Genomic DNA, 26,749 nt, shown 5'->3' with positions numbered 1-26,749 from the left:
ATAGCTATAAAAGAATCTAAAATACTTTTTCCGCAGCAAGACAGCAATATTTGCCTTTCTTGTTATGCCTGTCTTCATGATGCTCATAACCGGATACATCTTTCCAAAAGTGCAATCCGGGGACAACATAAAGATTGCTGTTTATTCTCTAGATAAAGGTTTTAAAAAGATGATAGAAAGCAAAGGAAGCGAAAATTTCGTCTTCGTTGAAAGTGAAGAGGAACTCCGAGAGGTCCTCCTTGAGGAAAAAGTTGACGTTGCCTTGGTAATTCCTGAGGGATTTCTAACCGCGGTACTGAGAAAACAAGAGGCCTCTATAAAACTGATTCCCAGCCCCTCTAACCCTCAAATAGCCATGGCTGCTGCTCAGGGAGTAACCTCGTCTATTGGTGCTTCCCTTGGGAGTGTGGGAGGAAAATTTGATGTTGAAATAGAAAATCCAGGAGGCGGCGAATTCAATTACTATGAATTCATGGCACCCGGAATAATGGCTATGGTTGCAATTATGAGTGTTGTTAACGGTTTAGCGGCTGCAATTACTATGGAAAAAGAAAGAGGAACTCTCGATGGAATTCTGGCAACTCCTATCCCGAGGTCTTCTATCGTTCTTGGCAAAACCCTTGCACAAACTGTGAGAGGGATTTTACAGGCTATAATCATACTGGCTTTGGCGGTATTGCTGTTTGGTGTTACTCTCCACGGTTCTTTGCTTTTAACATTACTTATACTGATTCTTGGTATATTTAGTTTTATCGGGGTCGGCATAATCGTAACAGCTGGAGCACCGGATCAGGAAACGAGTCAAATGGTGCTTACAACCATCTCATTCCCCATGATGTTCCTTTCAGGCGTGTTTTTTCCTGTGGAACAGATGCCGTCGTTCATGCAAACTTTGTCGAAGTTCTTCCCGCTCACTTACACTGCTGATGCACTCAGAAAAGTAATGATACTCGGAGGCAATTTATCTAACGTATCAAATGATGTGGTTATGCTAGTTATATTCGCAATCGTGACACTTTCCCTTGCCGTCCCGTTGTTTGGAAGACTTACAACGAATTAAAAAAGGAATCTGGCGCTTGCCGGATTCCTTTTTTACTAATAACGAAGTTACCACGGCCGTGACAAAGTCACATATAGCTATTGTGAAACAGTTCTCACCGAATCCCGGATCTCGATTCTCATAACAGAAAACTTTCTCTCCAGCGATACATATCCTGGAGCATCTCTGTTGTAATATTGTAGATTTTCAACGGTTCATGAGATATCGCTTTGAGCGTGTTACCGTAGTAATCAAAAGCGATTGAGAGATGATCGTAGGTGGTGATAGGATCCTCACCTGAACGATTTACACCGAATATGAAAGTCTGGTTTTCTATTGCCCTTGCCTTTAAGAGGGTGTGCCAGTGGTCTTTTCTCTTCTCAGGCCAGCTGGCAATGACGATGAAAACATCTGCACCCTTCGCATCACGAAATAATTCCGGAAATCTCAGATCAAAGCAAACAAAGGGTGAAAATTCTATCCCTTTGTACCTGAATCTGCTCGCTCTGTCTCCAGGTGTATAATATTGATCTTCTTTTCCGTATTTAAAGAGTTTTCTTTTGAAATAATCCATTGTGGTTTTCGTGAAAGGATCATAAAAGGTAGCTGCATTATAGAATGAATCTTTGTGCTTTACAATACGACCAAAAACAACGGCAATTCCATATTTTTCTGCATTTTCTTTGAAGAATTCCAGGTCTTTTCCATCATCGTACATGGATGTGTTCATAGTAAAACCTGTGAGGGTCATCTCTGGAAATAGCAGGAGTTCAACTTCTCCAGCACGGGCTTGGTTGAAGAGCTCACTCACCATTTTTTTGTTTTCATCCTTGGATTCCCAGAAAGGTGCAATTTCCGCTATTGCTATCTTCATAGCTTGGCCTCCACGACCTCCAGGATTATCTCCATGGCCCGCTGCATTTCGATAAGCCCCATGGAAGGTATTTGCGGTCTTTCAGCTACCTGCCGATGAAGATACGGAAAATGAATAAATCCAGCTCTTATACTTAAATCATTTTCAGATAGGTAATGCATAATCTGGTAGAAAAGGCTGTTGCATACAAAAGTCCCCGCTGTGTAGGAAATAGCAGCGGGAATTCCGTTTTTCCTGAGTTTTTCAGTTATTTCTCTTACAGGAAGAGTGGAAAAGTAAGCGGTTGGTCCACCTTCAACCACAGGCTCATCACAGGGTTTGTTTCCTTCATTATCTTTTATCCTTGCATCCATAATGTTTATAGCCACTTTTTCCGGGGTTACAGCCGTTCTACCACCGGCTTGTCCCAGCATGACCACTGCAGAAGGTTTAGTCTTTTCGATTTCTTTTATAAGTATCTCACCACTTTTTCTGAAAACAGTAGGGAGTTTGACGACTTGTACATTGTTCCGGGTTTTAAAGGTACTTAACAGTATTTCTGTGGAGTTTTCTCTATCTTCACCGAAAGCATCGAAATGACTGAGCAGTATCACCTTATCACCTCCACGAAATTACAACTTTAATAAGACTTAGAGTCATAGTATTCCACCAGAGTGATGAAATTCAAAAGCACCATGAAACCATGATTAAATTTCTTGTTGTCGCCCTTTTCCGGGTGAAATTGAACGCCGTAAATTGGCTTTTCACGGTGTTTTATCACTTGAATGGAACCGGATTCACCGATAGCGAGGAGTTCGAAATCTTCGGGAACTTTATTGAGAGTATACATGTGATTTTCCCAGACATTGAAGACTTCCGGTAAGCCTGTGAAAAGAACGTTATCTTTCAGTTCTTTTACCTCAATCCAGCCGCGTTCTTCGAGATAGATTAGAGATGCTCCGTAGATCTTACCAATTAGCTGGTGTCCCATACATATCCCCAGAACAGGGACATTGCTTTCCGTTATTAGTTTTACCGTTTCTTTCGCGCTTCCATCATTATTAAAAAAAGCGCTCATATCACTTCCACCGCTACAAATTATGCCCGAATAACTTCCTTTTTCCGGGAATTCTCCGAGAAAAGTTCTGTAAAGCTTGTAATCAACTTTGAGATCTTTAAGTGCTTTTTCTATGAGAGAGGTAGTATTTAGATAGTCTCCGTCGTTTAAAAGTAGAGCTATAGGTTTGTTCAAAGCAAATATGCTTATTGAAAGTAATAGAAGGGAAACTACCAGAAATACTTTCAATTGGGCGACACCTCCTATTTGTTAATCAGAGATAGTTCTTAGAAATTCTCGCCTTAAAATCCCCATAATTATTTCGTCGTAGTATTTTCCTTTTCTAAAAATCTGCTCTCTCAAACGGCCTTCTACTACGAACCCGCATTTTTCATAGCTTCTTATAGCGCGCTCGTTGAAGGAATAGACATTTAAGAGCACTTTATTAAGGTTCATCTCTTCAAAAATGAATCTGAGCAGCAATTTCATGGCTTCTGTACCGTAACCCTTAGACCAGTAAGGTTTACCCAGAAAGATCCCGACGTAAGCGTAGCTGTTCTTCCAGTTGACTTCGTTGATTCCGCAGCCACCTATATACTGACCATCCTCTATCCTTTCTATGGCGAAGTTATAGGTATCCTTCGAAGAACTCAAGTTTTCATACCATTTGTACTCTTCTTCCAGAGTCATGGGAAAGGGTATTCCTGGAACCAAATAACTTTTCACTTCAGGATCGTTGATGTACTTCCATGCTAATTCAACATCTTCTTTTCTGTAAGCCCTTAGCCTGACAGATTTTCCCTCAAGCATTCTCTCCCCCCTCTACCAGCTATAGACAGTATTTCACTTCTGTTGAATGGTTTTGGAATGGAAAGGTCTATTATCTGAATTGGGTTTTCAAAATTATATCATCAGGATAGCGAACCACCAATTAATAGAAAATTCGGTTATTTTGTAAAACGTCCCTACTGATTGCGCTATAATTTTTATGGAGGTGTTTTAATGGGAATAAAGGAGAACATTAAGAAGATTCTTTCTGAGATACCGGATTATGTTACCGTCGTTGCTGCAGCTAAAACCCGAACACCAGAGGAAATATTAGAAGCAATAGAGGCTGGAATAGAAATAATCGGTGAAAACTATGTGCAGGAAGCACAGAAAGCTTTTGAAGCGGTGGGGAAAAAAGCACAATGGCACATGATAGGTCATCTCCAAAAAAATAAAGTGAAAAAAGCTGTACAGATTTTCGACATGATACAGACTGTTGATTCAGTAAAGATAGCAAATGAAATCAACAAGCGTGCTGCACAATTCGGCAAAGTCATGCCGGTTCTGATAGAGGTCAACAGTGGCAGAGAAGAACAAAAAGCAGGAGTTCTTCCCGAAGATGTTTTTCGGTTAGTCGAAGAGATCTCTAAACTTGAAAACATTAGAATCGAAGGCTTGATGACGATGGGGCCTGTTGTTGACGCTCCAGAAGAACTTCGCCCTTACTTCAGTTTGACCCGTGAGCTGTTTGAGAACCTTTCCAGAGAAAAACTACCGGGAGTCGAGATGAAATGGTTATCTATGGGTATGTCAGATTCATATAAAATAGCCATTAAAGAAGGCGCAAATATGATAAGGCTTGGAACAATCCTTTTCGGTCCCAGAAAATGAGAGATTAGAACCTTTTTGGTTTCAATATTTCTTCCAGTTTGTCGAAATGCTTACTGAGACGTTCGCTCATGCGTGCTACAACTGTTTTGTAAAGGATATCAAGAATCAGAAATTCACCGATCCTGCTGACAGTGAATTCGCTTGTTGATGGTTTCCCGGCCGCAGTGTAGAGAACCACATCTCCTACCTCCGTTATCGGGGAGTTTATACCGGAGGTTATGACGATTGTTTTCGCCCCCGCTGCATGGGCTACCTGCACAGATTTCACAGTATCTCTTATCGTTCCTGTGTGTGAGATTCCAACAACAACGTCTTCATTCGTTAAACCAGAGGCAACCATAACCTGAGCATGCGGATCGATGTAATGAGTGCTGGAAAAACCCAGCAAAGCAAAATTAAAACTTCCACTTTGAGCTACCACGGCAGATCTACCAACACCAAAAAAGACCAACCTCCTGGCGTTAATTATCAGTTCCACAGCTTTTTTCAACGCATCAAGATCCAGAACAGCCATGGTTTCTTTTGCCAGTGATATGTTTTCCTGAACGATTCTTTCTACAAAGTTTTGGTAACTACCTTCGCTACCTTCTTCTATTACTTCCTGGGGTATGCTCAACTCTCTAGCAAGAGATATCTTAAAGCTCTGGTATCCACTAAACCCTAACTTTTTAACCAATCGGTATACAGTAGCTTCACTGGAATGAGAAAACTTTGCCAGCTCTGTTATAGTGTAATGTATAACATCGTCCGGCCTCTCAATAATATACTTAGCAACACGCCTTTCTGATTCACTCAAAGAATCGTATATACCTTTTAGCTGAACGATTATCACGGAGTTTATCACCACCTATCAACCAGTTCGGATTTTTTCTTCAGGAAAACCTGAACAAGGTCTTCTACTAATGTTTCAGCTTTCCGGGAATCTAGATCGATCGTCTTATACACAAAGTCTGCAACTCTCGCGAAATACAAAGGTATCATAGCATCTATGATTTGTTTCCTCAACTGAGTATTTTTATAAAGTTTAGCAAATTCATAGACAAAGTCTACCCAGTTTTCTTTATCTAAAGTTCCCTCAGTACTTACCGAGTAAAAGCGCTTCTGCAGATATTCGGGAAGAAATTCTGACACAAAGCCTTCAACCTTCTTTGTACCTTCAATTGCTTTTTTCTTCAAATTTTCAATATCCACTTCCAGGGGTTCGGGAGTTACATCGGGAACATCCCCGTAAATCTCAGCTGTTTCAAGCTTTGTAATGCTCTTCCATCGTTCTTCGTAGGTTTGCATGAGGGTGAACAGTGTTCCTACAACCTGGCTGAACATAGGTCCCAGATGTTTTCCAGGATCTTTCACATCATGGATTTTTGCACCCAAAGCTGCCTGCATAGGTCTTTTTTCAGATTCGTTTATCGCTATGGTTGTCATCCATATATCGATTCCAAATCTGGCAACGTCGGTTTCCCAAACGTCTTCGGGTTTGGTCATGTATTTCTCTATCATTTCCAGACCAACCCCAAAATCTCCGCCGATAGGTTGCCTTATTTTAAGGCCATACAGCGCGGAAGTAACGGGATAACAGATGTTGTTCGTGATAGTACCGTCATATTTATGACGCACATAATAGGGGGTTATATAAGAAGTTTTGCCATCAAGAATTGGAATTCCAAGACGTTCTAACCACCATGGTTTAATGCTGCGCAAATCGGAATCTAAAAATATGGTTACCGGTGCTTGCATTTTGCAAGAAATCTCCATAACCGATCTCATTGCACTTCCTTTTCCTGGAATACCTTTATACACATAAGAAAGCTTTTTGATCTTACCAGTATCTGTACTCAAAAAGACTTGACGGGTTCTATCATTCGAATTTCCATCAGCGTTGACTATTATCCCACAGCCTCCAAAATATTTTTCTATTCCTTCCGCAGCCATTTTGGTTACGAATGAAATTGTTGATGCGTTATTATAACTCGGGATTCCAACAACCACTTTAATCTTTCCAAAGTACTCCAGTGTTTCAATAATTTCGTCAGGCACCGCAAACATTACGACCACCTCCATTATTCTTTAACTCCACCAACGGTTAAACCGCTTGTTAGGTATTTTTCCATTATTGTGAACATAACGACAACAGGAAGAGCCGTTAGTACAGAAGCCGTCATCATCTTTCCCCAGATAGCATGTTCAGAGTAGAAGAGTTCATTCAAACCGATAGGAAGAGTATAGTATGTTGGGTACGGCCTTACAAAAATAGAAGCAAAAAGGAATTCGTTCCACGCTATCATGAAGGCATAAATATAGACAGTTACAATAGCAGGTAATGATAACGGAACAACTATTTTGAATATCGCCTGGATTCTGGTACAGCCATCTATTATCGCTGCTTCCTCTATGGAGTAAGGTATTGTTCTAAAGTAATTTCCCAGCATGTAGAGCGACACGGGTAACGTTTGTACGATGTATATTATGAAAAGCGCAAGGAAAGATTTTAAACCAGAGCCAACAAATCCTAGTTTCACAAATATCTGGTACAACGGTACCGCGAGTATAGTTCCACCGAACAGATAAACTACAAGAACGCCACGTTGTAAGACACCTCTTCCGACGTACTCGAGACGACTGAAAGAATACGCGCCAAAAACGGAAACGACAAGACTTATGAAAGCGGAGATCCCAGCAACTGTTAAACTGTTCCGGAAAAATCTGAGAAATGGAAAGGATTCCTGTTTCCTCTGGGCTTTAATCTCAGCAGCAACCTGTTTTTGCAATTCCGGGGGGAGATCTTTTATGAGTTCTGTCAGTTGTTCTTCCTCACGGGAGAGCTCTTCTCTTATGGATTTGACAAAACCAAGAAGTTCACCGTATTGTCTGAGAGTAGGCCTCTTTGGGATTATACCAGGTTCAAAGGCATCGGTGTCGTACCTTAAAGATACGGAAATCATCCAGGCGAACGGATAGGCAACAAAAAGAACCACCAGGATAACCAGTATATAGAAACCAATTTTTTTGGGTATATTTTTCGCCTTTACCATTTCAACACCCTCTTTACGTATATTCCGATCAGGATGAACATTACAACGAACAAGATCGTTGCAATCGCAGCAGCAACACCCTGTTCCGGAACACCAACAAATGCTTTCTCATAGATGTATATCGGGAGCGTGCCAGCGAATTTTGACATCAAATAAACTTCATCGAATTTGTAAAAGTTCCAGATACCTCTCAAAAGAGCGACAGAACCAATTACAAAGTAGAGTTCCGGTAATGTGATGTATTTGAATTTCTGAATGGAATTTGCGCCATCTATTTCAGCGGCCTCGTATAGTGTGTAAGAGATAGACTGCAGTCGTGAAAGGATCATAAGATAGACAAAAGGAAAGTTTCTCCAGATATTGAATATGGATACTACCCAGAAAGCATTGTTCGGATTGTTTATGAAATCAACTCCCGGATCGATCAACCCTATCCCGGCCAGTAACCTTATCAGCGGACCGTCGATTGGGAGAAAGATGTATCGCCACGCGAACACGATAGCAATCAAAGGGGTTATGTATGGAAGCAACAACAATGCCCGTACCAGCGAACGCCCAAAAAAGTCCCTATTCATCATAAGTGCCACGACAATTCCAAGGATTATACTTCCACCGACGGTTAGAATTGTGAACAACACAGTTATCGAAAAAGATTTCCAGAAATCGGGATCTGAAAGGATATTGATATAATTTTTAAGTCCAACAAATTCGTTCGGTTTCTCTGGGGAAAGGGAAACATCAAAAAAGCTAAGGTATATGTTATAGGCGACAGGATATAGTATAAAAGCTGCTATAAGAATTATCGTTGGCATGATCAGCTTCCAACCGAGAGAACTTTCCTTCTTTTTTAGTGTCCCCACTGTTGCCATTCGCGAGTTAGTCAAAGTCTTACACCTCCATAAAAACCCGGTGACCTCTTGCAGAGGCCACCGGGAAAAATGGGGCCGTTCAATTATTTCCCGAGAATCTTTTCGGCTTCAGCTTGTGCCCAATTAGCCGCTTCTTCCGGAGTCCAATCATTTGCAAACATGAGGTTGATCGCCTTACCAATGATGAAGTTACCAGAAATCTTACTCATATCCATCAGTACATGGCCTTCATAGAAGTCAAACCTTTCCACGTTCTCGAGAGCAGCGATGATCTCCTGAATCTTTTCGCTACCGTACCTTTCAAGAACCGGATTATTAAGGAAAGCAGGATCCGCGGCTACCGACTTTCTCGTTGGGTTCATTCCGCCGGGAGCCATGTGGAGCCAGTAGATGTAGTTAGATCCGTCCATTAAGAATTTGACAAATTCTTTGGCTTCTTCGCTGTTTTTCGATGTTTTCAGTATTCCAAGTGCGACTACCTGCCCATAAGAGCTTGGCTTGATATTTATCATGTAATTGGCAAAACCGGTATTGACAACAAGCTTCGGGTCAAACTTATCGATTCTACCTCTCTGGACCTCTTCAACAGCGATATCATCCATTATGTAGGTTGAATAGAAAATCATTCCCGTTTCACCAGCGAGATAACCTTTTAAAGCATCCAAGACGGTTGTGAATCCGGGTTTTGAATATTTTCCAAGTTCCTTGTAGAACCTGAAAGCTTCAATCATTTCTGGGGTGTTGAATTTTATATTTCCTTCAAGGTCGATTGGTCTTGCACCGTTCGCAAGGGCTATTTCGGTGAATACCTGTTCTGCGTAAGCATCCGCTTTTTTCGGCAATATTATACCGTAAACACCATTTTCAGGATCATGGATTTCCCTTGCTGCTGTTAGAATATCGTACCAGGAAATAGGAGGTGTCAGTTTTTTCTCTGCGAACATGTCTTTCCTGTACCAGATACCCTGGACCCAGGCGTGGAAAGGAATCGCAAAGTAGCCTCCTTTACCATTGGAAAGGAGCCTGGAGGCGCCTGTGTAGATATCACCAAATTCATTAATGATTTCAGCGGCGAGATCTTCATTTAAGAGCCCCTCACTTCCGAGAAGAAGCATTGGTTCAATTCCACCTTCGACAACATCCGGAAGTGTTCCTGAAGCTTTGGCAATTGGAATTTGCCTCAGCAGGTCATTTTCTTCAACCGGCACAACCTCTACAACTATTCCAGTTTTCGCTCTAAACAATGTCGCGAGTGCTCTTATTCTCTGCATCCTGTTTGATTCGACTTCAGTAGTCCAGAAGATAATCTTGGCAGTTGCAAGTGAAGCAAACAAAACTAACACGAGCAAAAGAACAAGCACTTTTCTCATACTTAAACCCTCCCCTTTTGCGGCCAAAGGCCGGATTAAAATGTGGGTAATATGTATGAAGAATATTTTCATCATAAGTCTACCATAGATTGGTAATTTTCATCATACAGATTAGGGTGTTCTTTTGGTAAACATTTAGTTACGATGGAAGATGATGACGCTTGGAGCCAGCAAAGCTGGCTGAAGTGCTGGACTACGTTCAGGAGGCCTGCAACATTGTCAGCTGATAGGGCGATGTTCGAAGACTGAGGCTCACAACGTTGAAGTAAAAACCAGGTATCCACGCTGGCCGGTACTGCAGCCCTATTTCGCAGGAAATATAGAATCCCAAATCTTCGGTTCTTATCAGCCTCGCAATCGTCACCCTCTGTAAGCGTCAAACTTGTGAGCGTCCAGAGCGTTGCTCCGCACTTCAGCGTATGATCTTCACGTCTTTCCAGAGGTTGTCATCCTGAACTTGATTCAGGATCTCGTACTTAAGAAACCCAGATTCTGGATTAAACATTTCCAGAATAACGGTACGGGCTAAGATTCTGGATTAAAGATTTCCAGAATGACAGTGGCGAACTAAGATTCCGGATTAAACATCTCCAGAATGACAGGTATCCGTTGGCTTCTGAAAAATGACAGCGTCTGCAAGCCTCCTGGACGTAGTCCAGCACTTCGCAGCGTAGCTGCTTCCCGCCGAAGGCGCGTGTCAACTGCACAGCAGTTTGGGTCAACTCCGTAGGAGTTCGTATCACCGGCGAAGCCGGTCGTATCAATCCCAAAGGAATTCGTACCCGCTGCGAAGCAGCTCTCGGTTCTCGGACTCTCGGGTTCTCGATCTCTCGTTTTATACGCGTACAACCAAAAACGATTCTATATTCTCGCCCTCTCGCTTTCTCGGTTCTCGATTGTCACGTACAACCTACAACGTCTTTTCACGGATCTTGATCCTCGTTCTCTCGAATAAGAATTTTACTCATATAATTGACTTTTATCATATTTAAGTTGTATAATAAAAAGCAAAGGCTAAGGATTATGAAAGTAAAAATAAAATGTTTGGAGGTGATGATGTGAAAAGAAGACCCATTTCGAATTGCCCTGTATGCGGGGACAAACTGGCGATAACAGAGTATCACTGCGATAGCTGTGGTACCACGATAAGGGGGCGCTTCGAACTCGATGAGATTATGAAGCTCTCACCGGAGCAGCTCGCATTTCTCAAGATTTTTATCAAGAATCGGGGAAACCTTTCGGAGGTCCAAAAGGAACTCAATATTTCGTATCCAACGGCAAAAAACAGACTGGAAGATATTGTTAGGAGCATGGGATACGATACCGTGGATAAAGAACAGGAAGAAACAATCAAGATACTTGAAAAACTTGAGTCCGGGGAAATGAAACCTGATGAGGCTCTCGAACTTTTACGAAAAATTAAGCGCAGGAGGTAGGTGTAAAAGATGAATAGAGAAGAGATAATGAGGATACTGAATTTAATATACGAGAAAAAAATAACCCCTGATCAGGGATTTGACTTAATGGAGGAGCTTATTAAGGTTGTTGAAACCAAGCAAAAGATGGCGAGAAGGTTGAAAATAGAGGTTTTCAATAAATTAAAAAATAAGACAGAAGTTAATATAACACTTCCAGCAAAACTCGCCTCTTTTGCTTCGAAGTTTATGAAAGGTAAATCATTCAAGATTGGCTCTAATGATCTGGATGTAGATCTGGACATAGATATGGATGAACTCATAAAAGAGGCTATGAGTACAGGTGAAACGATCAATGTAGACACCGATGAATACAGGATAGAAATCAGATTTGAAGAGTGAGATTTGAAAAATAAGGAGGGGGCCTTATGAAAAGCTTCACCTATGAACTTGAGAAAATAGATAGCGTGTCTTTATATACCGCTTCAGCTGACCTGGAAATAATCTCCACCAAGGAAAACATACTTATAGCTGAGGTTGAAACAGATGAGGAAGACTATGAACCAGTTGTAGAAATTAGGGGATCAGAATTACGCATAAGATTCGAGAAAAAAGAGATAAAGGGATTTACAGGATTATTTCACAATATCTTTGACAATGAAAGAATAGAGAAAGCAAAGGTTTATTTGCCGGAAAAGATTGAAAGATTAAAGATAGGGACTGCTTCCGGAGATATAACAATCTCAGGGGTATATCTAAGTGATTTAAGAATAAATGCCGTTTCCGGTGATACAAGCATTTTCTCTGGATCAGCTGAAACTTTCAGGTTGGACGATGTCAGTGGTGATTGTGTCCTTAAGGATTTTAACTTCAGGGATGCGCGTTTTGGAACGGTTTCGGGGGATATCAGGATAGTTCATTTAGCACCAATGAGTAGGGATTTGACCGTTTCCACAGTAAGCGGTGATCTTGAAGTTATTTATTCTCAGAAACCGAACGTAGAAGTCCTTCTCTCCACTGTTAGCGGCGATGTCTTTTCGAAACTTCCATTCGTTAAAGAAAAGAAGTTCTACATTATCGAGGCGGATCCAGATAAACCGAGAGAAAGAATCACCATGAATTCTGTTTCTGGCGATGTGTGGATAAAAGCTCAGGAGGGGTTTGAAATGCCAAAAAGAGTTGAACCAAGGCAAGAGAATACTTTCGATGATTTGAAAGAGGAAATCTCTAAACCAATGTATTTTGAAGAAGACAAGGAAACAGAGAAAACACTGAAGTTGTTTAATGACGGGAAAATTACGGAAGAGCATGCGCGACAGATCCTTTCTTTGCTGGGATATAATGATGAAGAAATAAACGAGTTGTTAGGAAAGGGAGGAAAAGAAGAATGAGCGCATGTTGTGGAAAGTCGAAATATTTTGACGCTCATAACGAAAGGAGGAAAAGAAAAGTGAAATTTGGAGCAATTGTTGCTATATTCATAGGTACATTAATATTACTTTCGGGTATAAACGTAATCGATTTTTCTTTTTGGGTGCTGTTTGAACTCTTGTTTGCTGCTTTATTCATAAACAACGGTTTGAAGATTTTCAGATACCCGAAAGGTGAATACCTGGGAAGCTTGATTTTTGCTACCGTTTTGATAATCGATGCATTCAATATATGGGGACTGGATTGGAATTTTGGAGAGCTTTTGCTGGCACTCATAGGTTCCTATATGCTCAGTTGGGGGATAATGTCCCTTTTTAGAAACCCTCGATTCTCCAAGGTTCGCAAAGTTTCTTCCAGGCAACATATCTCTTTGTCCAGACCCATTGAAGCCAATACTTATGAAGTTGAACTGGATGCTAACCTTAGTAAGGTACTTCTTGTAGATGGTAAGGAGGACAAGGGTTTTGAAGTAAATATGAATTTCGATAAAAAAGATTTTAATGGTAATGTCCAGTACAACATGGACAATTCTAAAGCGAATTTAAAGGTAAAGTGTAAAGCCAAAGCGGGCGTTTCCAGTGTTCTATCCAAATCCCGGGTAGATGTTGAACTTAACAGCAAACCGGTTATATTCTTGAATGCTACCCTTGATGGAACGGATTCAGTGCTGGATTTTTCAAACATCAATCTCGACAGTGCCACTATAAGAGCGAATCTTTCGAGGTTATCATTGATTCCGTCTAAGATGCGTGATTCCAGAATAGAGGTGGAATGTGAGGTAACCTCTTTGAATCTTAGAGTTCCAAGGGATGTCGGCGTGACCATTGTGCATGAAGGCGAGCTCAACTGGAGTAGTTTTGAAGAGCTCATTCCAAGAGAAGAAGGATATGTTTCCCGAAACATAGAGCACGCAAAAGTAACCTGCCAGCTGTTCATCAAATCCGATATGTCCAAAATATCTTTTGAGTGGTTATAAACTGAAAGCACAGTGCATGCGGGGCGAATGCCCCGCTTTTTAATTTGTATTGAAGTGTTAGGGATTCTGCGATAGAATTGTTTCAGGGGTGGTATTATCAAAAGTTTACTCCTTATCGACCTTCAGAAAGATTTTGTCGAACCGGGAGGAGCACTCTTTGTTGATGGTTCCAGAAAGATTTTTCCGGTGGTGCTTGAACTGATAGATCGGTTCAAGAGGCAGGGTTTACCGATAATCACCACCATGGATTTTCATGAGAAGGATGACCCGGAATTTGAGTACTGGCCCCCTCATTGTGTTAAAGGGACAAAAGGAGTAGAACTTGCTGACGTCGTAAAACGTGAGCTTATAGGTTATGAAAAGCATTATACGATAAAGAAAAGGAAATACAGTGCTTTTTATCAGACCAAATTCGATGCGTTAATCAGGGAACTTGATCTGGATGAATTTCATGTAGCAGGCGTGGTGACCAATATATGTGTGCTCTTCACTGTCGAAGAGCTGAGGAACAGGAAACTTAAAGTGGTTTTGTATGAAAAAGGCGTGATCTCCTATGACAACGATCTTCACAGATTTGCTTTGAGGCAGATGAAAGAGGTGCTCAATGTAGAGGTGATTGAATGAAAAAAAGATTAGATCCGCGGGTATTCAAGGTACCAATTGACAAAATAAGAGCTGGTTACTATTCAGATAAATATTTTACCCGGTATGTCGAGGTTTTGAAAAAAGCAAATAAGTCGTCAGAAGTCCTGTACCAGTATTTCCCAAGGAATGACACGATAGTTGTTGGAATCGATGAGGCGCTTGCAATTTTAAGGTTTGGGACAGGATATTACAAAGACGAAACAAAGGCAAACGAGCTTTTTGAGAAGATCCTCGAAGTGGAAAGAAAAATTCAGTATGCCGCCTGGGATATGAACCTGAAAGCCTTGCATGAGCTATCGGCGAAGAAGTGGCAACTGAAACTTGAATTGAACAAATTATGGGTGGATAAATGGCCTGAAATTGAAGTGCACGCCCTGTACGATGGCGATGAATGTAAGGATATGGAACCGGTGATGACCATAAAGGGAGATCCCAGGTATTTTGGCTATCTTGAAACCATACTTTTAGGAGTAATGGCGCGCGCTTCATCAACAGCTACGGCTGTTAAAAAAGTGGTGAATGCGGCGAAGGGAAAACCCATATTATTCTTCAGTGCGCGGTTTGATCACTTCTGGACACAGGCGATCGATGGTTATGCTGCCCTAAAAGCCGGTGCTTTTGGCGTATCCACGGATGCCAATGCTGATTACTGGGGCGTTGAAAGCATGGGTACCATCCCTCATGCTCTTATAGCCGCCTATGAGGGAAATACTGAGGACGCTGCCGTTGCCTTCGATGAGTATATCAGTGAAAAAGTCAACAGGATAGTTCTCGTTGATTGGGATAACGATGTAATTAATACCACATACCGCGTTATTGCGAGATTTTACGAAAGGGCAACAGGAAAGAAATTTGTTCTTGGGGAAAGCGATCCTTCAATTGTTATAGGTCCGGGTAAAGGAAAGATCTGGGGTGTCAGGTTCGATACCTCTGGAACGCTCAGAGATCGTTCTGTTGTACCAAAAGATACTTCGTCTTTGGGAGTATGTCCGGAACTGGTCTGGAAAGCTCGACAGGAATTTGACAAGTACGGTATGAAAGATCTAAAGATAGTAGTTAGCGGTGGTTTCGACGCAAAAAAAATAGAACTGTTTGAGAAATTGGAAGTGCCAGCAGATGTTTACGGTGTTGGTTCAAAGTTACTGAAAGAAAAGGTAGATTTCACAGCTGATGTTGTTGAAGTAAACGGACGGCCGTGTGCAAAATACGGCAGGAAAAAGGGAGATACGTCGAGGCTTTCTAAAGTGGAAGTGGATTATTGGAACAATAACAAATAGAGAAGAGAGGTGAGTAGTATGGAAGAAAGGGGAACATGGGTAGTAAAAAAAGGTTTTGCTGAAATGTTCAAAAACGGGGTTATCATGGATGTCACAACACCTGAACAGGCTAAGATAGCCCAGGAAGCCGGTGCTGTTGCCGTAATGGCCCTTGAGAGAGTCCCTGCAGACATAAGAAAAGAAGGCGGCGTAGCGAGAATGGCCGACATCAGACTTATCAAATCGATAATGGAGGCAGTTTCAATACCTGTAATGGCAAAAGTGAGAATAGGCCATACCGCTGAAGCCAGAATCCTTGAAGCTATTGGCGTTGATTTCATTGATGAATCTGAAGTTCTCACTCCAGCCGATGATAAATATCACATTGATAAACATCAGTTCAAAGTTCCGTTCGTTTGTGGAGCACGAAATCTTGGAGAAGCAGTCAGGCGAATTGCTGAAGGTGCTGCGATGATAAGAACCAAAGGTGAAGCTGGTACAGGAAACATTATTGAAGCTGTAAAACACATGCGTACGGTGAATGAAGAAATAAGAAGAGTACAACTCATGAGTGATGAAGAACTTGTCCATTATGGAAAAGAAATCGGTGCACCTGTGGAGATATTGAAGCAGGTTCGTGAGCTGGGCAGACTTCCCGTTGTTAACTTTGCCGCCGGTGGAGTTGCAACTCCTGCTGATGCTGCGCTCATGATGATGCTTGGCGCAGATGGTGTTTTCGTTGGCTCTGGAATCTTTAAATCCAAAGATCCGAAAAAAATGGCGAGAGCCATAGTTGATTCAGTTCTTCACTGGGACGATCCCAAAATGCTTGCAAAGATTAGTGAAGACATTGGGCAGCCGATGGAAGGTAAAGATATTGAAGAGCTTGATGTTAAACTACAGGAGAGGGGCTGGTAAGTTTGAAAATAGGGGTTCTCGGTATCCAGGGAGACATCCAGGAGCACCTTAGAATGATAGAAAAAACGGGAAATGAACCCCTATGGGTAAAAAGCACTTCGGAGCTTGCGGAAGTTTCCGGGTTGATCATGCCTGGCGGCGAATCGACAACCATGATACGGTTGATGAAAAAATAATGAACTCTGGGACGCTCTGAGAGAAGCGATTGCTTCAGGGCTACCTGTTTACGCTACCTGTGCAGGCATGATACTTTTAGCGCGTGAAATAATAAATTATCCCGAACAGGAAACTCTCGGTGTTCTGGACATAGCGGTTGAAAGAAACGGTTATGGAAGACAGGTAGCGAGTTTTGAAACCGATCTCGAAATACCGGCTATAGGGGATACCCCTTTTAGGGCGATTTTTATTAGAGCTCCTATAATAGAAAAATGCGGGGACAGTGTTGAAGTACTCTCCACGTATAAAGAAAAACCGGTGTTAGTTAAGCAGGGCAAAATTCTCGCATCATCCTTTCATCCCGAGCTAACGGATGATTTGAGAATTCACGAATACTTCGTGAAAGAAATAATTGGGAAAGAATAAGGATCGAGAACCGGGAGTCCGAGATCCGAGAAAACAGGACGCTTGCGAGGTTGTGCGCTGCGGAACAGCGGACACGAATCCCTCCGGGATTGTCACGAACTCCTGCGGAGTTGTTGCGAACTGCTGTGCAGTTGACACGCGCCTTCGGCGGGAAGCAGCTACGCTGCGAAGTGCTGGACTACGTCCAGGAGGCTTGCAGACGCTGTCATTTTTCAGAAGCCAACGGATACCTGTCATTCTGGAGATGTTTAATCCAGAATCTGGGTTTGTTTTAAGGTTGAAATTCTGAATCGAGTTAAGAATGACGAGACAAGTTCAGGATGACGAGTCAGACTTGTAAGGCTGTAATAGATCGTTGCTTTTTATCGTAGGGGCAGAACATGTTCTGCCCTTCGTGGTTAATATAATTTGCTATTGGTTGTCTTGCCCTCCCGGATCCCGGTTATCGAATCTCAGTCATCAAATCTCGTTTCCGAAGGTGATAACATGTGCAGAATGGTAGCTATAAAAGCTAAAAAAGATGTTGAAACAAAGATTTATTTTGAATTTCTAAAATCTATGGCGGTCGATGGAATAAAGAACCCACATGGTGACGGTTTTGGGGTTTTTTATGTAAGTCAGGATAGAGCAGGAATCCTCAGAGATACGGCTTCTATCTGGAGCACAGAATACCATCCTCCGAAAGCGTGGCTTTCTTTATTCCATGCCAGAAAAGCTTCTCCGGGATATAAAGTTAATCTTAATCACGTGCATCCCTTTATTGCAAGTATAGAGGAAAAAACTTATGTCTTTGCTCATAATGGGACAATTCATGGGATATCAAGCGAAAACGGGCAAATAGATAGCCAATACTATTTTTCGAAGATCCTTGAAAAACTTCAAAAAATGTCTCCTAAAGAAGCCCTCCTTGAAAGCGCGAAGGAAATAGAAAAAGAGAGAAAATTCACTTCATTAACCTGCTTTTTGAGCGATTTTGAAAACATCTGGGCAATGAAATATTGCTCAGATCCTGAAGACAGCTACCATAATCTCTACTACACTGAACACAACGGGGTAAAAATTCTTTCAAGCGAGCCCATCCAAAAATATATCGATATTGATATCAAAAACTTCCGGGAATTAGGAAATAGAGAGGTAATTGTTATTTGAGGCTCAATAACCGAGAATCCGAGAGCCGAGATCCGAGATGGCCGCTGCGCGACGGATACGAATCCCTTCGGAGTTGAAAAAGATTAGATGCTTGCAAAGTTGTAAACTGGTAAACGTGCCTTGAAAAACAAAGCTGTCATCCTGAACTTGATTCAGGATCTCGTACTTAAGAAAGCCAGATTCTGGATAGAACACCTTCAGAATGACAGTTTTTTCAACTGAGCAGCAGTTGGCACCCCTGACGTAGTCAGGCTTACCCCCAGCGTAGCAGGGCTTACCCACGCGCAGCGTGCTCACCAGCCGCATAGCGGCCATCTCGAATCTCAATTATCGTTGTTGGTTGTACGTTATACGTTGTACGAATTTTTCTAAACCCTAGACCCCAGACCCTATACCCGCTCTTGTATTTGTAATCAACTCCGCAGGAGTTCGGGTCAATCCCGAAGGGATTCGCATCCGCTGCAAAGCAGCGTTCTCAGCTTTTCCCTTTCCTTCTTTTTATCCAGCGCCCAGTAAGCGAGGGCGGTCTGGGTTTTCTTTAGCCTGTATTTCTGGGTGAAGGGATAAAGTTCTGCAGGAGGTTTGAGTCTCAGGCCCCAGTTCCTGTCGTAGCGAACGTAGTTTCTCATGAAGGTATCTATTACCCCTCTGTCTTTATCTCCGAGTTCAAGATACTTATGGATGAACTCTTTTCTTTTTCTCGCAGGTAAGGCCTTCAGGAATTTCCAAACAAGGTCTCTCCTGCCTTCAAGAAACGGATGAAGCTCAAAGAGTTGAGCAACGAATTTCTTTGTTTCATAACGATTTTCCGTAAATTCTCTAAACCTTCGAAGGTCTTCTTTACAAAGTTCCAGTGCGCGGGAAAGCGTTCCTTTTCTGCTCAGGTAAGGATAATCTTTCCTTCTGTTCAAAAGAGCGGTGTATGTTGAGAGGATTAATATTTCACGTTCGGATGGTTTGAGTTTTTCCAGTTCTGTTATCGCATTTTCAAAGCCTTTATCTATCTGAAGTTTTATCCATTCGTTCACGATCGGATAAGGATCGTTGAGTGGATCAACCTCGATTTTCAATCCTGTGATTATCTTCCTTAAAGTTTCACCCCTGACGGTTTGGGTTTTGCCGTTAATGAGTTTGCTGAGGTTATCCCAGGCAATTCCAGTGTTCCTACTAACAGCTAAAAGGTTGTTCATGCGATTCTTCAAGTAATCCCTTATGAGTTCATTGTTTGCGTATTTTGATCTTCTAGGATTGAAAACTGGGCTTTTCTTTTTCAATATGGTTGAGGTACTACTATTTCTGAAGCCGACAAACCGCTGTATTTCAGCGGTTTTATATAATGAAATAACGTGATTTTCAAATTGGATAGTTGCGAGGGTATCGAGCACATAAGGAGCGGCAGCTAGGTCTTCATCGTAGTAGCCAGAATAGTAGGAGGCCTTTTCTGCTAATTTCAAGGCACGTTCTTTCGTATCTAACTTCAAGTACCAGGAAAAATCGTTGAGGACGTTTATAAGTCCCTGCGGATCTTCGAGTTTTTTCGCCAGTTCATAAGTCTTTTCGAAGAGTTTTAACGCATTTTCTTTATTGTTGTCAAGAGCCTCTTTTCTTGCTTTTCCAAGGAAGAGCATTATCGTTGCAGTGTTCTCCTGCTCGTATCTTTCGCTCCACACTCTGAAGGCTTTGAGTTCTCTTTCGGTATGATAGATACTGTGATAGTTGATTAAGGCCCAGACGACTTCTGGTCTCACTCTTACCGGTATTCTGCCGAATTCTCTTCTAAGCCTGTTGTAAAGCTTATCGTTCTGTCCGGTTGATACGAGTAGTTTGAGAGAAAGTAGTAGATAAAAGAGACTACGGTTTTTCATATTACTCTTCAAGCCTCTTTCAATCTGAGACTTTGCTTTGCTGAAGTCTCCTTCACAGTAGTACTTAATGGCTCTGGAATAATGCTTCCATTCACTGGAAGGTTTGTTATCTATTAGCATATTTATCATTGGTCTCGAGTAAAAAACACCAAAGGCATGGTTGAGTAATTCAGGAACTTTACGGTTTATACGATTCCCTCCCTATAAATATCATCACTTCCATTTTCTATTCTAGTGTTAAGTATCAAAAAATCAAAAAGGATAATTGTTTATTATAATGTCTATTTGTACTCCGCTTCAAATAAGACTTACGAAATACTAAAGACTTGAAAATCATATATGCACAAGTAATATTTTAACTGACTAAACCCGAAAAACATTTTCCAGAGACCAAGAAAAACTCTTTTGAAAATTGGTTAAATGAATTTCTAGATTTTAACCAAAAGAAATAAACAAAAATTCCGGGGGTGACAAAAAATGTCTAGCTTGCAAACGAACTTTAGGCTTTATTATTTTGGAAGGTTAGTATCACTTCTTGGGAGTGGTATACAATCTCTTGCTCTGTCGCTTTACATATTGGATATCACAGGTTCTGGCGCTGCTATGGGTACTTTCTTGCTTATAAATATGCTACCACGAATTGTCTTTGCTCCTTTAGCCGGGGTGTTCGGGGATAGACTAAACAGAAAATGGCTAATGGTATACCTCGATTTGTTCCGTGGTATTATCATCTTTCTTATGGCTTTTCTTGCCTTTAAGGAATCCATGGGAATTATTCTTATTTATGGCTTTCAACTGATTATTTCCACTATGGATATCTTCTTCGATCCTGTTACAAGAGCTATACTGCCAGATATAGTCCCAGAAAATAACCTTACATCTGCAAACTCAATAGTTAATGCAACCGATAGCTTTAGTTACATTGTTGGTCCAATTCTTGGAGGCATTCTATATCCCCTTGGAATATGGCTCGTTTTTGTATTAAATGCCACGACCTTCGTTATATCCGGCATTAGCGAGATATTCATAAGTTATGAACAGACAACAGTAAAAAAGAAAATAACCGTCAGACAAATTTGGGAAGACTTGAAAGATGGTGTCAATGCTTTCAAAAAACTAGCAGGAGTACTTCGAATAATGATTTTCATAATGCTTACCAACTTTCTTATGGGACCAGTGATAATGCTTGTGATTCCATATTTTGCTAGGGAAATCGTTGGATTCAATAGCTATCAATATGGAATTTTGAATGCTTCATGGCTTATCGGTATTACTGCGGGAAACATACTTCTTGTAATCATTGCTAAGAACAAAAGTATAAAAAGATTGTTCTTAACCGGTTTGTTTTTCCAATTAGTTCTTTTCTACACTTTCGACACTCTTACTTTTCCACGGATGATAAGCTTCTTTGGAGGACCAAGTTGGATATACCTTATATTTATAGCAGGATTTTTCGTTGCCATGGGCTTCTTCAATGCTTTCATCAATACACCTGTTGGAGTATATTTCCAATTGGCAACCCCAACAGAACTTAGGACCCGTGTACTATCGGCAATCTCCCTTATCGCACAGATAAGCATGCCAATCGGTATGGCTGTTTACGGATTAATTGTAGATAAATATCCTGTACATTTAGTTATTTTTGGTTCACTTATTTTAACGACTCTTATCACACTGGTCTATCTCTTCACAAAAACTTTCGACTTTCTTGAAAGCAAACCAAAAACCGAAAATTCAATTGTTGAATCATCAGAAACAGTTTGAGGATTTCAAATAAATCTCAAAAGTCTATTAATCAGCTTTTTCCTTTCCTTCTTTTTATCCAGCGCCCAGTAAGCGAGGGCAGTCTGGGTTTTCTTTAGCCTGTATTTCTGGGTGAAGGGATAAAGTTCTGCGGGAGGTTTGGGTCTCAGCCCCCAGTTCCTGTCGTAGCGAACGTAGTTTCTCATGAAGGTATCTATTACCCTTCTGTCTTTATCTCCGAGTTGAAGATACTTATGGATGAATTCTTTTCTTTTTCTCGCAGGTAAGGTCTTCAGGAATTTCCAAATAAGGTCTCTCCTGCCTTCAAGAAACGGATGAAGCTCGAAGAGTTGAGCCACGAATTTCTTCATTTCATAACGATTTTCCGTAAATTCTCTAAACCTTCGAAGGTCTTCTTTACAAAGTTCCAGTGCACGGGAAAGCGTTCCCTTCCTGCTTAGATAAGGATAATCTTTCCTTCTGTTCAAAAGAGCGGTGTATGTTGAGAGGATTAATATTTCACGTTCGGATGGTTTGAGTTTTTCCAGTTCTGTTATCGCATTTTCAAAGCCTTTATCTATCTGAATGTTTATTCCATTCGTTCACGATCGGATAAGGATCGTTGAGTGGATCAACCTCGATTTTCAATCCTGTGATTATCTTCCTTAAAGTCTCGCCCCTGACGGTTTGGGTTTTGCCGTTAAGTAACCCTCTGAGTCTGTGCCTGGCGATTCCTGTTTTATTAGAAGCAGCTGTTATATTAGATATCCTGCTTCTTAGATATTCAATTAATGCCAATTCCGATCGGTAAGAGGAAACTTCAAGGTCAGTTATGAATTTCAAGCACTCCTTTAACATCCCCTCATATCGTTTGTATAGATAACCCTTCGCTGTTTCCTGAATCAGTTCGAATATTGAATATAAAATCATTGCGTTTTCACAAAGACATTCAACCTTTGTAAGCTTCAAAACCTCGTGGTATGTGTCAAACTCATTTATTACTCCGTTGAATTTTTCATAGTACTGACCGTCTATGTACAGGCATTTCTGTGCCAGTTTTAGTGAAAATTCCGAATCATACTCTCTTAAATACCACGCAGCATCGTTTAAAGAATCACTCATCCCCCCCGGATGTGGTATGCTTCTGGCGATTTCAAAAGCATCCAAAAATAATTCCTTCGCCATATCTAGATTTCCGGAAATTGCTTTTCTTCTTGCCATTCCAAGTTCGAGAAATACTCTTGTGGGATTGTGCTCGAGGTATTGCTTGCTCCATGTTCTGAATTCATGCATATCTTCATTACTTTGCAGTTCTGCATGAACACCTATCATCACAGTTGCAACAACATTCCTTGCTGTTTTTGGTATCTTTGAGAACCCATATTTCAACTGCTTATACAGTGAAATTGCTTGTTCAGTATCCAACCTGGATAACAATGCAAGTTTCTCTGCAAGGAGAAAATACGTCAGCGTTTTGTTCTTCCTGACTCTTTTTAATACCCTGTCAATCTCTCTCAGAGCTTTCGGATATTCTCGCTTCCAAACCAATTTGAGTATCAAAAAATAATCCAGCCAATCCGAGTCCTTCGAATGATTGAAGTAATAATTTAAAAAAGGTTTTCCGTAACCACCGTACTCCAAGAAAGTCGCAACAAATTCAGGGAATTTCTTGCTAATCAAAAATCACTCCCATTACACATTTTATATATTTTAACTTTACCATATGGACCGTTATGGGTTGAATTTTCCTGTAAGTGAAAATTACACAAAAATACTTGACTGTAAACCTTTACCAGAAATGCTTACAGAACCCAGCAAACTTGAAAATCATATGGTGGTTGATAAAATTAGGTTACAAAGGAGCTCAGGGAGATGATATTGTGTTCAAGAAAATTGCCATATTGTCTATTGTCCTATTCCTTTTTTCTGCAATTATTTTTGCTAGTCCAGGTGATAGAAAGAAATACACAGATGGAACCCCACCATCTACAGTCAACGAAAGCGTGAATGAAATTTACAGAATGATTCAGAGTTAAAGCTCTGCACCTTTGCTGGCTGATCCAGATGACGTGGTTGGACCAAAAGATGGTTCAAGCAAATGCACCGCGGAAAACGTATATGAAAATTCTTTGAGTTTCGATTTTGAAAATCTCAACAGCAATCAAGACACACAGATAGTTTCTGGATTATTACCTGATCGACAGTTGGAAATATTTGGACAAATTTTTTATATCTCCTGATGCGTTAGAGGTGGATTTTTTCAAAACATCGAAAACGCAAGAAAAAAGTTCTTCTGAAACCCCTAGCTCACCTGCGTTTCAGAAGGCAAGAAATTTGAAAATCATATAGAAAAATATATACTAGTTTTGAACGACTTCGGAGGTTAGAAAAATCGAAAGCGGTTGTTTAGAAAAAAGCGTCGGTCACTTATTTTAAGGCCAAAAGAGATATTCGAAGATTCATGGGTTTATATAAGTTTGCTTGATTTTTTGTCCAGTTTTTTGGGGAGCATTACAATTTCTCTCCTACCTCTTTTGAAAGGAGCATGAAAAAACCATGAAGGCAAAAGAATTAGTACTACTGCGTTTTGTCTTTAAATACGTAAAGTCCAAGATGAAACTGTTCATACTGGCTTTTGCTTTTTTGGTTGCGTTATCTTTGGTCTCACTTTTACCACCTTACCTCACCAAACTTGCTTTCGATGAAGGAATAATGAGCAGAAACCTGAATCTATTAATCAAATACGTCTTGCTGCTCGTTGGGGCGTACGTGTTGAAGAGTCTTTTCAACTACTTAAGTTCGGCGCTTTTTACATTTGTAAGCCAGAGCACACTCTTTGACATGCAAAAAGACTTAACGAACCGCATTTTGAAACTACCACTCGAGTTCTTCTCCAATAGCGAAAGTGGATACATCGTTTCGAGGTTCAAAGAAATCGATTCCTTGAGTCCATTGTTTTCTTTGCAGAGTTTCAAGCTGATTCTCAGCGTTTTCGAATTCATAGGAGCTTTAGTGATCATGTTGTCTATGAACGTACAACTGACTCTGTTATTGATCCTTGTAATACCCGTTTTCTATGTAGTGACCAGAACTTTCGAATCGGCCTTCGCTAGAGTCACCGATGAAACCATGGAGAAAGGGGCCATCTTCCATGGAAAAATACAACAGTCCATAAGCGGTGCAGAGGAGATAAAAAGAATGTCCTTAGAAGAGAAAGAAGCACAGAAGATAAACGAAGTGAACAAAGAGTACGTGAAATCAGCCATAAAATACGGTATTTTGCTATCTTTCGGCTCTGAAGCGATCATACTTCTTTCTTCTCTTGCAGGTGTTCTCCTGCTTTATTTGGGAGGGAGATCCATTCTTCAAGAGAGTATATCTGTCGGGACTTACATGGCTTTTGCTGGATACTTTGGAAAACTCTACGCTCCTGTGGTCAACTGGAGTTTAAGCATGTACACCTTCAAACCTGCCTTTGTGGCTTTAGAAAGGATCAGAGATTTCTTCTTGAGATATCCCGAAGAAGATGAAGGGACTGACAAGATCAAGATAGATAAGATAAACGAAATAGAGATGAGAAACGTGAATTTCCGATACCCCGATGGGAAGGAATACGTTTTGAGAAGTTTCAATTTGAAGGCAGAAACTGGAGATAAAGTGCTCTTGAAAGGGCCGAACGGAAGTGGAAAGTCAACGGTAATAAGATTACTTCTGGGATTTTACGAAAATTACGAAGGAGAAATTCTGATAAACGGCGTGAAGTTAATGAAGATATCGAAGAAATCCCTGAGGAGCCGAGTGTCGATAGTGTCACAGAGGATTTTCTTGTTCAACGATACCATCGAGAACAACATAAAGATAGTAGACAATGTCGACGATGAAAAGTACGAAATGGCCTTGATCAAATCAGGTTTGAAAGATTTCGTAGAGAGCTTACCTTTAAAGGATCAAACCTTGGTGGGAGAAAATGGAGTGAAACTCTCTGGTGGTCAGATACAGAAACTGGCGATAGCTCGCGCTATTGTGAAATCCGATTCTGATGTTTTCATATTCGACGAAGCAACGGCTCATTTAGATACAGATACAAGAGAACTGATCAAAAAATTTATAAAAGAAGAGTTGAACGACAAGATATGCGTAATAATCGATCATTCTGACTACTTCGATGACGCTTGTAATAAAATCGTGCATTTGACAAAGATTAATCTTTTAAGGTAATTGTAAGGAGGTAGAAAAACATGAATGATGTCTTGGTCTTCGAAATAGATAATAAAGGCACCTATGTATACCACAATATACTGCTCCCCTGAAGAATTTGACATATAAGTAGAGAGATAAAGTAAAGGCAAGGGGGTACAGATAATGGCAAAGAAAACCTCGATGGAAGAAAAGACGGCTTGGAAAACGTAAAGAAATCCAGGGTAAAACAGCTCGAGGAAAAAGTTGAAGAACTCAACAGTCAACGCTCACAGATTATTTCCGGATTATTACCTGATCAACAGTTTGAAATATTTAGACAAATTTTTTATATCTCCTGATGCGTTAGAGGTGGATTTTTTCAAAACATCGAAAACACAAGAAAAAAGCCCTTCTGAGCCCCTCATTCCACCTGCATTTCAGAAGGCAAGAAATTTGAAAATCATATAGAAAAATATATACTAGTCTTGAAACGACTTCGGAGGTGAGAAGATGACGGTTGCGTCTATGGAGAATGTATCGTTTTCTTTTGCCAATGGGCCGAAAATATTCGACAACTTCTCGTTGAGCGTGAAAAAGGGTGAATTTGTTTATATAAAAGGTCTAAACGGTTCCGGGAAGAGTACGCTCTTAAAAATCCTTTGTGGATTAATACCTCCAACAACTGGGAATGTTAGCGTTTTTGGAAAAGAA

Annotated in this window: 26 protein-coding genes and 2 pseudogenes; 15 read left to right on the top strand and 13 right to left on the bottom strand. The window is 40.9% G+C overall.

Going from position 1 to position 26,749, the window contains the following annotated elements; genetic code table 11:
* Positions 1-28 precede the first annotated feature (28 nt).
* Positions 29-1,060, top strand: a pseudogene (locus DU53_RS04205) (ABC transporter permease); the annotation flags it as partial.
* Between the two features lie 118 nt (positions 1,061-1,178).
* On the opposite strand, the gene DU53_RS04200 reads toward DU53_RS04205, so the two are convergent.
* Genes DU53_RS04200 through DU53_RS04185 form a run of 4 tightly spaced genes read right to left on the bottom strand, consistent with a single transcriptional unit; the run spans position 1,179 to position 3,759 of the window.
* Positions 1,179-1,913, bottom strand: a complete 735-nt coding sequence (locus DU53_RS04200; protein WP_015868193.1) for a nitrilase-related carbon-nitrogen hydrolase — start codon at positions 1,911-1,913, stop codon at positions 1,179-1,181.
* Positions 1,910-2,506 (bottom strand): pyroglutamyl-peptidase I, encoded by a 597-nt coding sequence (pcp, locus tag DU53_RS04195; RefSeq protein ID WP_015868192.1) that lies wholly within the window; start codon positions 2,504-2,506, stop codon positions 1,910-1,912. The genes DU53_RS04200 and pcp overlap by 4 nt, the downstream gene beginning before the upstream one ends.
* Before the next feature lie 26 nt (positions 2,507-2,532).
* Positions 2,533-3,198, bottom strand: coding sequence for a gamma-glutamyl-gamma-aminobutyrate hydrolase family protein (locus DU53_RS04190; RefSeq protein WP_063727649.1), 666 nt, complete (start codon positions 3,196-3,198; stop codon positions 2,533-2,535).
* Positions 3,199-3,219: 21 nt separating this feature from the next.
* Positions 3,220-3,759: a GNAT family N-acetyltransferase gene (locus tag DU53_RS04185; RefSeq protein WP_015868190.1), complete on the bottom strand. Its 540-nt coding sequence runs from the start codon at positions 3,757-3,759 to the stop codon at positions 3,220-3,222.
* A 192-nt stretch (positions 3,760-3,951) separates the two neighbouring features.
* Between DU53_RS04185 and DU53_RS04180 the strand changes: the two genes are divergently transcribed.
* Complete coding sequence (locus DU53_RS04180; protein ID WP_015868189.1) at positions 3,952-4,608, top strand: YggS family pyridoxal phosphate-dependent enzyme; 657 nt, start codon at positions 3,952-3,954, stop codon at positions 4,606-4,608.
* 4 nt (positions 4,609-4,612) lie between these two features.
* On the opposite strand, the gene DU53_RS04175 is transcribed toward DU53_RS04180, so the two are convergent.
* The 5 genes from DU53_RS04175 to DU53_RS04155 form a co-directional block, all read right to left on the bottom strand.
* Positions 4,613-5,440, bottom strand: a complete 828-nt coding sequence (locus tag DU53_RS04175; RefSeq protein ID WP_015868188.1) for a MurR/RpiR family transcriptional regulator — start codon at positions 5,438-5,440, stop codon at positions 4,613-4,615.
* 8 nt (positions 5,441-5,448) lie between these two features.
* Positions 5,449-6,654 carry a glycosyltransferase gene (locus DU53_RS04170; RefSeq protein ID WP_015868187.1) on the bottom strand — a complete coding sequence of 402 codons (1,206 nt, stop codon included), beginning with the start codon at positions 6,652-6,654 and terminating at the stop codon, positions 5,449-5,451.
* 14 nt (positions 6,655-6,668) lie between these two features.
* Positions 6,669-7,640: a carbohydrate ABC transporter permease gene (locus DU53_RS04165; RefSeq protein ID WP_015868186.1), complete on the bottom strand. Its 972-nt coding sequence runs from the start codon at positions 7,638-7,640 to the stop codon at positions 6,669-6,671.
* Complete coding sequence (locus tag DU53_RS04160) at positions 7,634-8,524, bottom strand: carbohydrate ABC transporter permease (RefSeq protein WP_015868185.1); 891 nt, start codon at positions 8,522-8,524, stop codon at positions 7,634-7,636. Before DU53_RS04160 ends, DU53_RS04165 begins: the two co-directional genes overlap by 7 nt.
* A gap of 68 nt (positions 8,525-8,592) precedes the next feature.
* Positions 8,593-9,879 carry an ABC transporter substrate-binding protein gene (locus DU53_RS04155; protein WP_015868184.1) on the bottom strand — a complete coding sequence of 429 codons (1,287 nt, stop codon included), beginning with the start codon at positions 9,877-9,879 and terminating at the stop codon, positions 8,593-8,595.
* Positions 9,880-10,937: 1,058 nt separating this feature from the next.
* Between DU53_RS04155 and DU53_RS04150 the strand changes: the two genes are divergently transcribed.
* From DU53_RS04150 to DU53_RS04110, 9 genes and pseudogenes are all read left to right on the top strand, one after another.
* On the top strand, positions 10,938-11,315 hold the full coding sequence (locus tag DU53_RS04150; protein WP_015868183.1) for a DUF2089 domain-containing protein: 378 nt from the start codon (positions 10,938-10,940) through the stop codon (positions 11,313-11,315).
* A gap of 9 nt (positions 11,316-11,324) precedes the next feature.
* Positions 11,325-11,696 (top strand): hypothetical protein, encoded by a 372-nt coding sequence (locus DU53_RS04145; protein ID WP_015868182.1) that lies wholly within the window; start codon positions 11,325-11,327, stop codon positions 11,694-11,696.
* A gap of 26 nt (positions 11,697-11,722) precedes the next feature.
* Positions 11,723-12,685, top strand: coding sequence for a DUF4097 family beta strand repeat-containing protein (locus DU53_RS04140; RefSeq protein WP_015868181.1), 963 nt, complete (start codon positions 11,723-11,725; stop codon positions 12,683-12,685).
* 59 nt (positions 12,686-12,744) lie between these two features.
* Complete coding sequence (locus DU53_RS04135) at positions 12,745-13,701, top strand: hypothetical protein (RefSeq protein WP_041288875.1); 957 nt, start codon at positions 12,745-12,747, stop codon at positions 13,699-13,701.
* 93 nt (positions 13,702-13,794) lie between these two features.
* Positions 13,795-14,325 (top strand): isochorismatase family cysteine hydrolase, encoded by a 531-nt coding sequence (locus DU53_RS04130; RefSeq protein WP_201029997.1) that lies wholly within the window; start codon positions 13,795-13,797, stop codon positions 14,323-14,325.
* Positions 14,322-15,623 (top strand): hypothetical protein, encoded by a 1,302-nt coding sequence (locus DU53_RS04125; protein WP_015868178.1) that lies wholly within the window; start codon positions 14,322-14,324, stop codon positions 15,621-15,623. Before DU53_RS04130 ends, DU53_RS04125 begins: the two co-directional genes overlap by 4 nt.
* Before the next feature lie 18 nt (positions 15,624-15,641).
* The gene (gene pdxS / locus DU53_RS04120) at positions 15,642-16,520 is read left to right on the top strand and encodes a pyridoxal 5'-phosphate synthase lyase subunit PdxS (RefSeq protein ID WP_015868177.1); all 879 of its coding nucleotides are present in this window, start codon (positions 15,642-15,644) and stop codon (positions 16,518-16,520) included.
* Between the two features lie 2 nt (positions 16,521-16,522).
* Positions 16,523-17,102, top strand: a pseudogene (gene pdxT, locus DU53_RS04115) (pyridoxal 5'-phosphate synthase glutaminase subunit PdxT).
* A gap of 486 nt (positions 17,103-17,588) precedes the next feature.
* On the top strand, positions 17,589-18,251 hold the full coding sequence (locus tag DU53_RS04110) for a class II glutamine amidotransferase (protein WP_015868175.1): 663 nt from the start codon (positions 17,589-17,591) through the stop codon (positions 18,249-18,251).
* Between the two features lie 3 nt (positions 18,252-18,254).
* Here the strand turns inward: DU53_RS04110 and DU53_RS12270 are convergent, their stop codons facing one another.
* The gene (locus tag DU53_RS12270) at positions 18,255-18,566 is read right to left on the bottom strand and encodes a hypothetical protein (RefSeq protein WP_041288647.1); all 312 of its coding nucleotides are present in this window, start codon (positions 18,564-18,566) and stop codon (positions 18,255-18,257) included.
* Positions 18,567-18,685: 119 nt separating this feature from the next.
* Positions 18,686-20,245 (bottom strand): helix-turn-helix transcriptional regulator, encoded by a 1,560-nt coding sequence (locus tag DU53_RS04100; RefSeq protein WP_235599697.1) that lies wholly within the window; start codon positions 20,243-20,245, stop codon positions 18,686-18,688.
* 348 nt (positions 20,246-20,593) lie between these two features.
* On the opposite strand from DU53_RS04100, the gene DU53_RS04095 reads away from it, so the two are divergent.
* The gene (locus tag DU53_RS04095; RefSeq protein WP_015868173.1) at positions 20,594-21,880 is read left to right on the top strand and encodes an MFS transporter; all 1,287 of its coding nucleotides are present in this window, start codon (positions 20,594-20,596) and stop codon (positions 21,878-21,880) included.
* Between the two features lie 5 nt (positions 21,881-21,885).
* On the opposite strand, the gene DU53_RS12760 is transcribed toward DU53_RS04095, so the two are convergent.
* Both DU53_RS12760 and DU53_RS04090 read right to left on the bottom strand, forming a co-directional pair.
* Positions 21,886-22,347, bottom strand: a complete 462-nt coding sequence (locus DU53_RS12760) for a hypothetical protein (RefSeq protein WP_235599696.1) — start codon at positions 22,345-22,347, stop codon at positions 21,886-21,888.
* A gap of 85 nt (positions 22,348-22,432) precedes the next feature.
* Positions 22,433-23,539, bottom strand: coding sequence for a hypothetical protein (locus DU53_RS04090; RefSeq protein WP_235599695.1), 1,107 nt, complete (start codon positions 23,537-23,539; stop codon positions 22,433-22,435).
* A gap of 200 nt (positions 23,540-23,739) precedes the next feature.
* Between DU53_RS04090 and DU53_RS12265 the strand changes: the two genes are divergently transcribed.
* From DU53_RS12265 to DU53_RS04065, 3 genes are all read left to right on the top strand, one after another.
* Entirely contained in the window at positions 23,740-23,895 is a 156-nt protein-coding gene (locus DU53_RS12265; protein ID WP_158303005.1) for a hypothetical protein, read from the top strand.
* A gap of 577 nt (positions 23,896-24,472) precedes the next feature.
* Complete coding sequence (locus DU53_RS04075) at positions 24,473-26,077, top strand: ABC transporter ATP-binding protein (RefSeq protein ID WP_201029990.1); 1,605 nt, start codon at positions 24,473-24,475, stop codon at positions 26,075-26,077.
* A gap of 471 nt (positions 26,078-26,548) precedes the next feature.
* Positions 26,549-26,749 (top strand): ATP-binding cassette domain-containing protein (locus DU53_RS04065; RefSeq protein WP_153020817.1); only part of this gene is annotated, 201 nt, incomplete at its 3' end.

Origin of the sequence: Kosmotoga sp. DU53, assembly GCF_001639905.1 — a bacterium.
GTDB lineage: Bacteria > Thermotogota > Thermotogae > Petrotogales > Kosmotogaceae > Kosmotoga > Kosmotoga olearia.
The sequence above is the reverse complement of the archived record's forward strand: the minus strand, read 5'-3'. Positions and strand labels throughout refer to the sequence as shown.

Bases quoted from the DNA above. Each gene is read 5' to 3' on its own strand.
- DU53_RS04200 (WP_015868193.1), bottom strand. From the start codon at position 1,913: ATGAAGATAGCAATAGCGGAAATTGCACCTTTCTGGGAATCCAAGGAT.
- DU53_RS04185 (WP_015868190.1), bottom strand. From the start codon at position 3,759: ATGCTTGAGGGAAAATCTGTCAGGCTAAGGGCTTACAGAAAAGAAGAT.
- DU53_RS04180 (WP_015868189.1), top strand. From the start codon at position 3,952: ATGGGAATAAAGGAGAACATTAAGAAGATTCTTTCTGAGATACCGGAT.
- DU53_RS04170 (WP_015868187.1), bottom strand. From the start codon at position 6,654: ATGTTTGCGGTGCCTGACGAAATTATTGAAACACTGGAGTACTTTGGA.
- DU53_RS04165 (WP_015868186.1), bottom strand. From the start codon at position 7,640: ATGGTAAAGGCGAAAAATATACCCAAAAAAATTGGTTTCTATATACTG.
- DU53_RS04155 (WP_015868184.1), bottom strand. From the start codon at position 9,879: ATGAGAAAAGTGCTTGTTCTTTTGCTCGTGTTAGTTTTGTTTGCTTCA.
- DU53_RS04145 (WP_015868182.1), top strand. From the start codon at position 11,325: ATGAATAGAGAAGAGATAATGAGGATACTGAATTTAATATACGAGAAA.
- DU53_RS04140 (WP_015868181.1), top strand. From the start codon at position 11,723: ATGAAAAGCTTCACCTATGAACTTGAGAAAATAGATAGCGTGTCTTTA.
- DU53_RS04125 (WP_015868178.1), top strand. From the start codon at position 14,322: ATGAAAAAAAGATTAGATCCGCGGGTATTCAAGGTACCAATTGACAAA.
- pdxS (WP_015868177.1), top strand. From the start codon at position 15,642: ATGGAAGAAAGGGGAACATGGGTAGTAAAAAAAGGTTTTGCTGAAATG.
- DU53_RS04110 (WP_015868175.1), top strand. From the start codon at position 17,589: ATGTGCAGAATGGTAGCTATAAAAGCTAAAAAAGATGTTGAAACAAAG.
- DU53_RS12270 (WP_041288647.1), bottom strand. From the start codon at position 18,566: ATGGCCGCTATGCGGCTGGTGAGCACGCTGCGCGTGGGTAAGCCCTGC.
- DU53_RS04100 (WP_235599697.1), bottom strand. From the start codon at position 20,245: ATGATAAATATGCTAATAGATAACAAACCTTCCAGTGAATGGAAGCAT.
- DU53_RS04095 (WP_015868173.1), top strand. From the start codon at position 20,594: ATGTCTAGCTTGCAAACGAACTTTAGGCTTTATTATTTTGGAAGGTTA.
- DU53_RS04075 (WP_201029990.1), top strand. From the start codon at position 24,473: ATGAAACTGTTCATACTGGCTTTTGCTTTTTTGGTTGCGTTATCTTTG.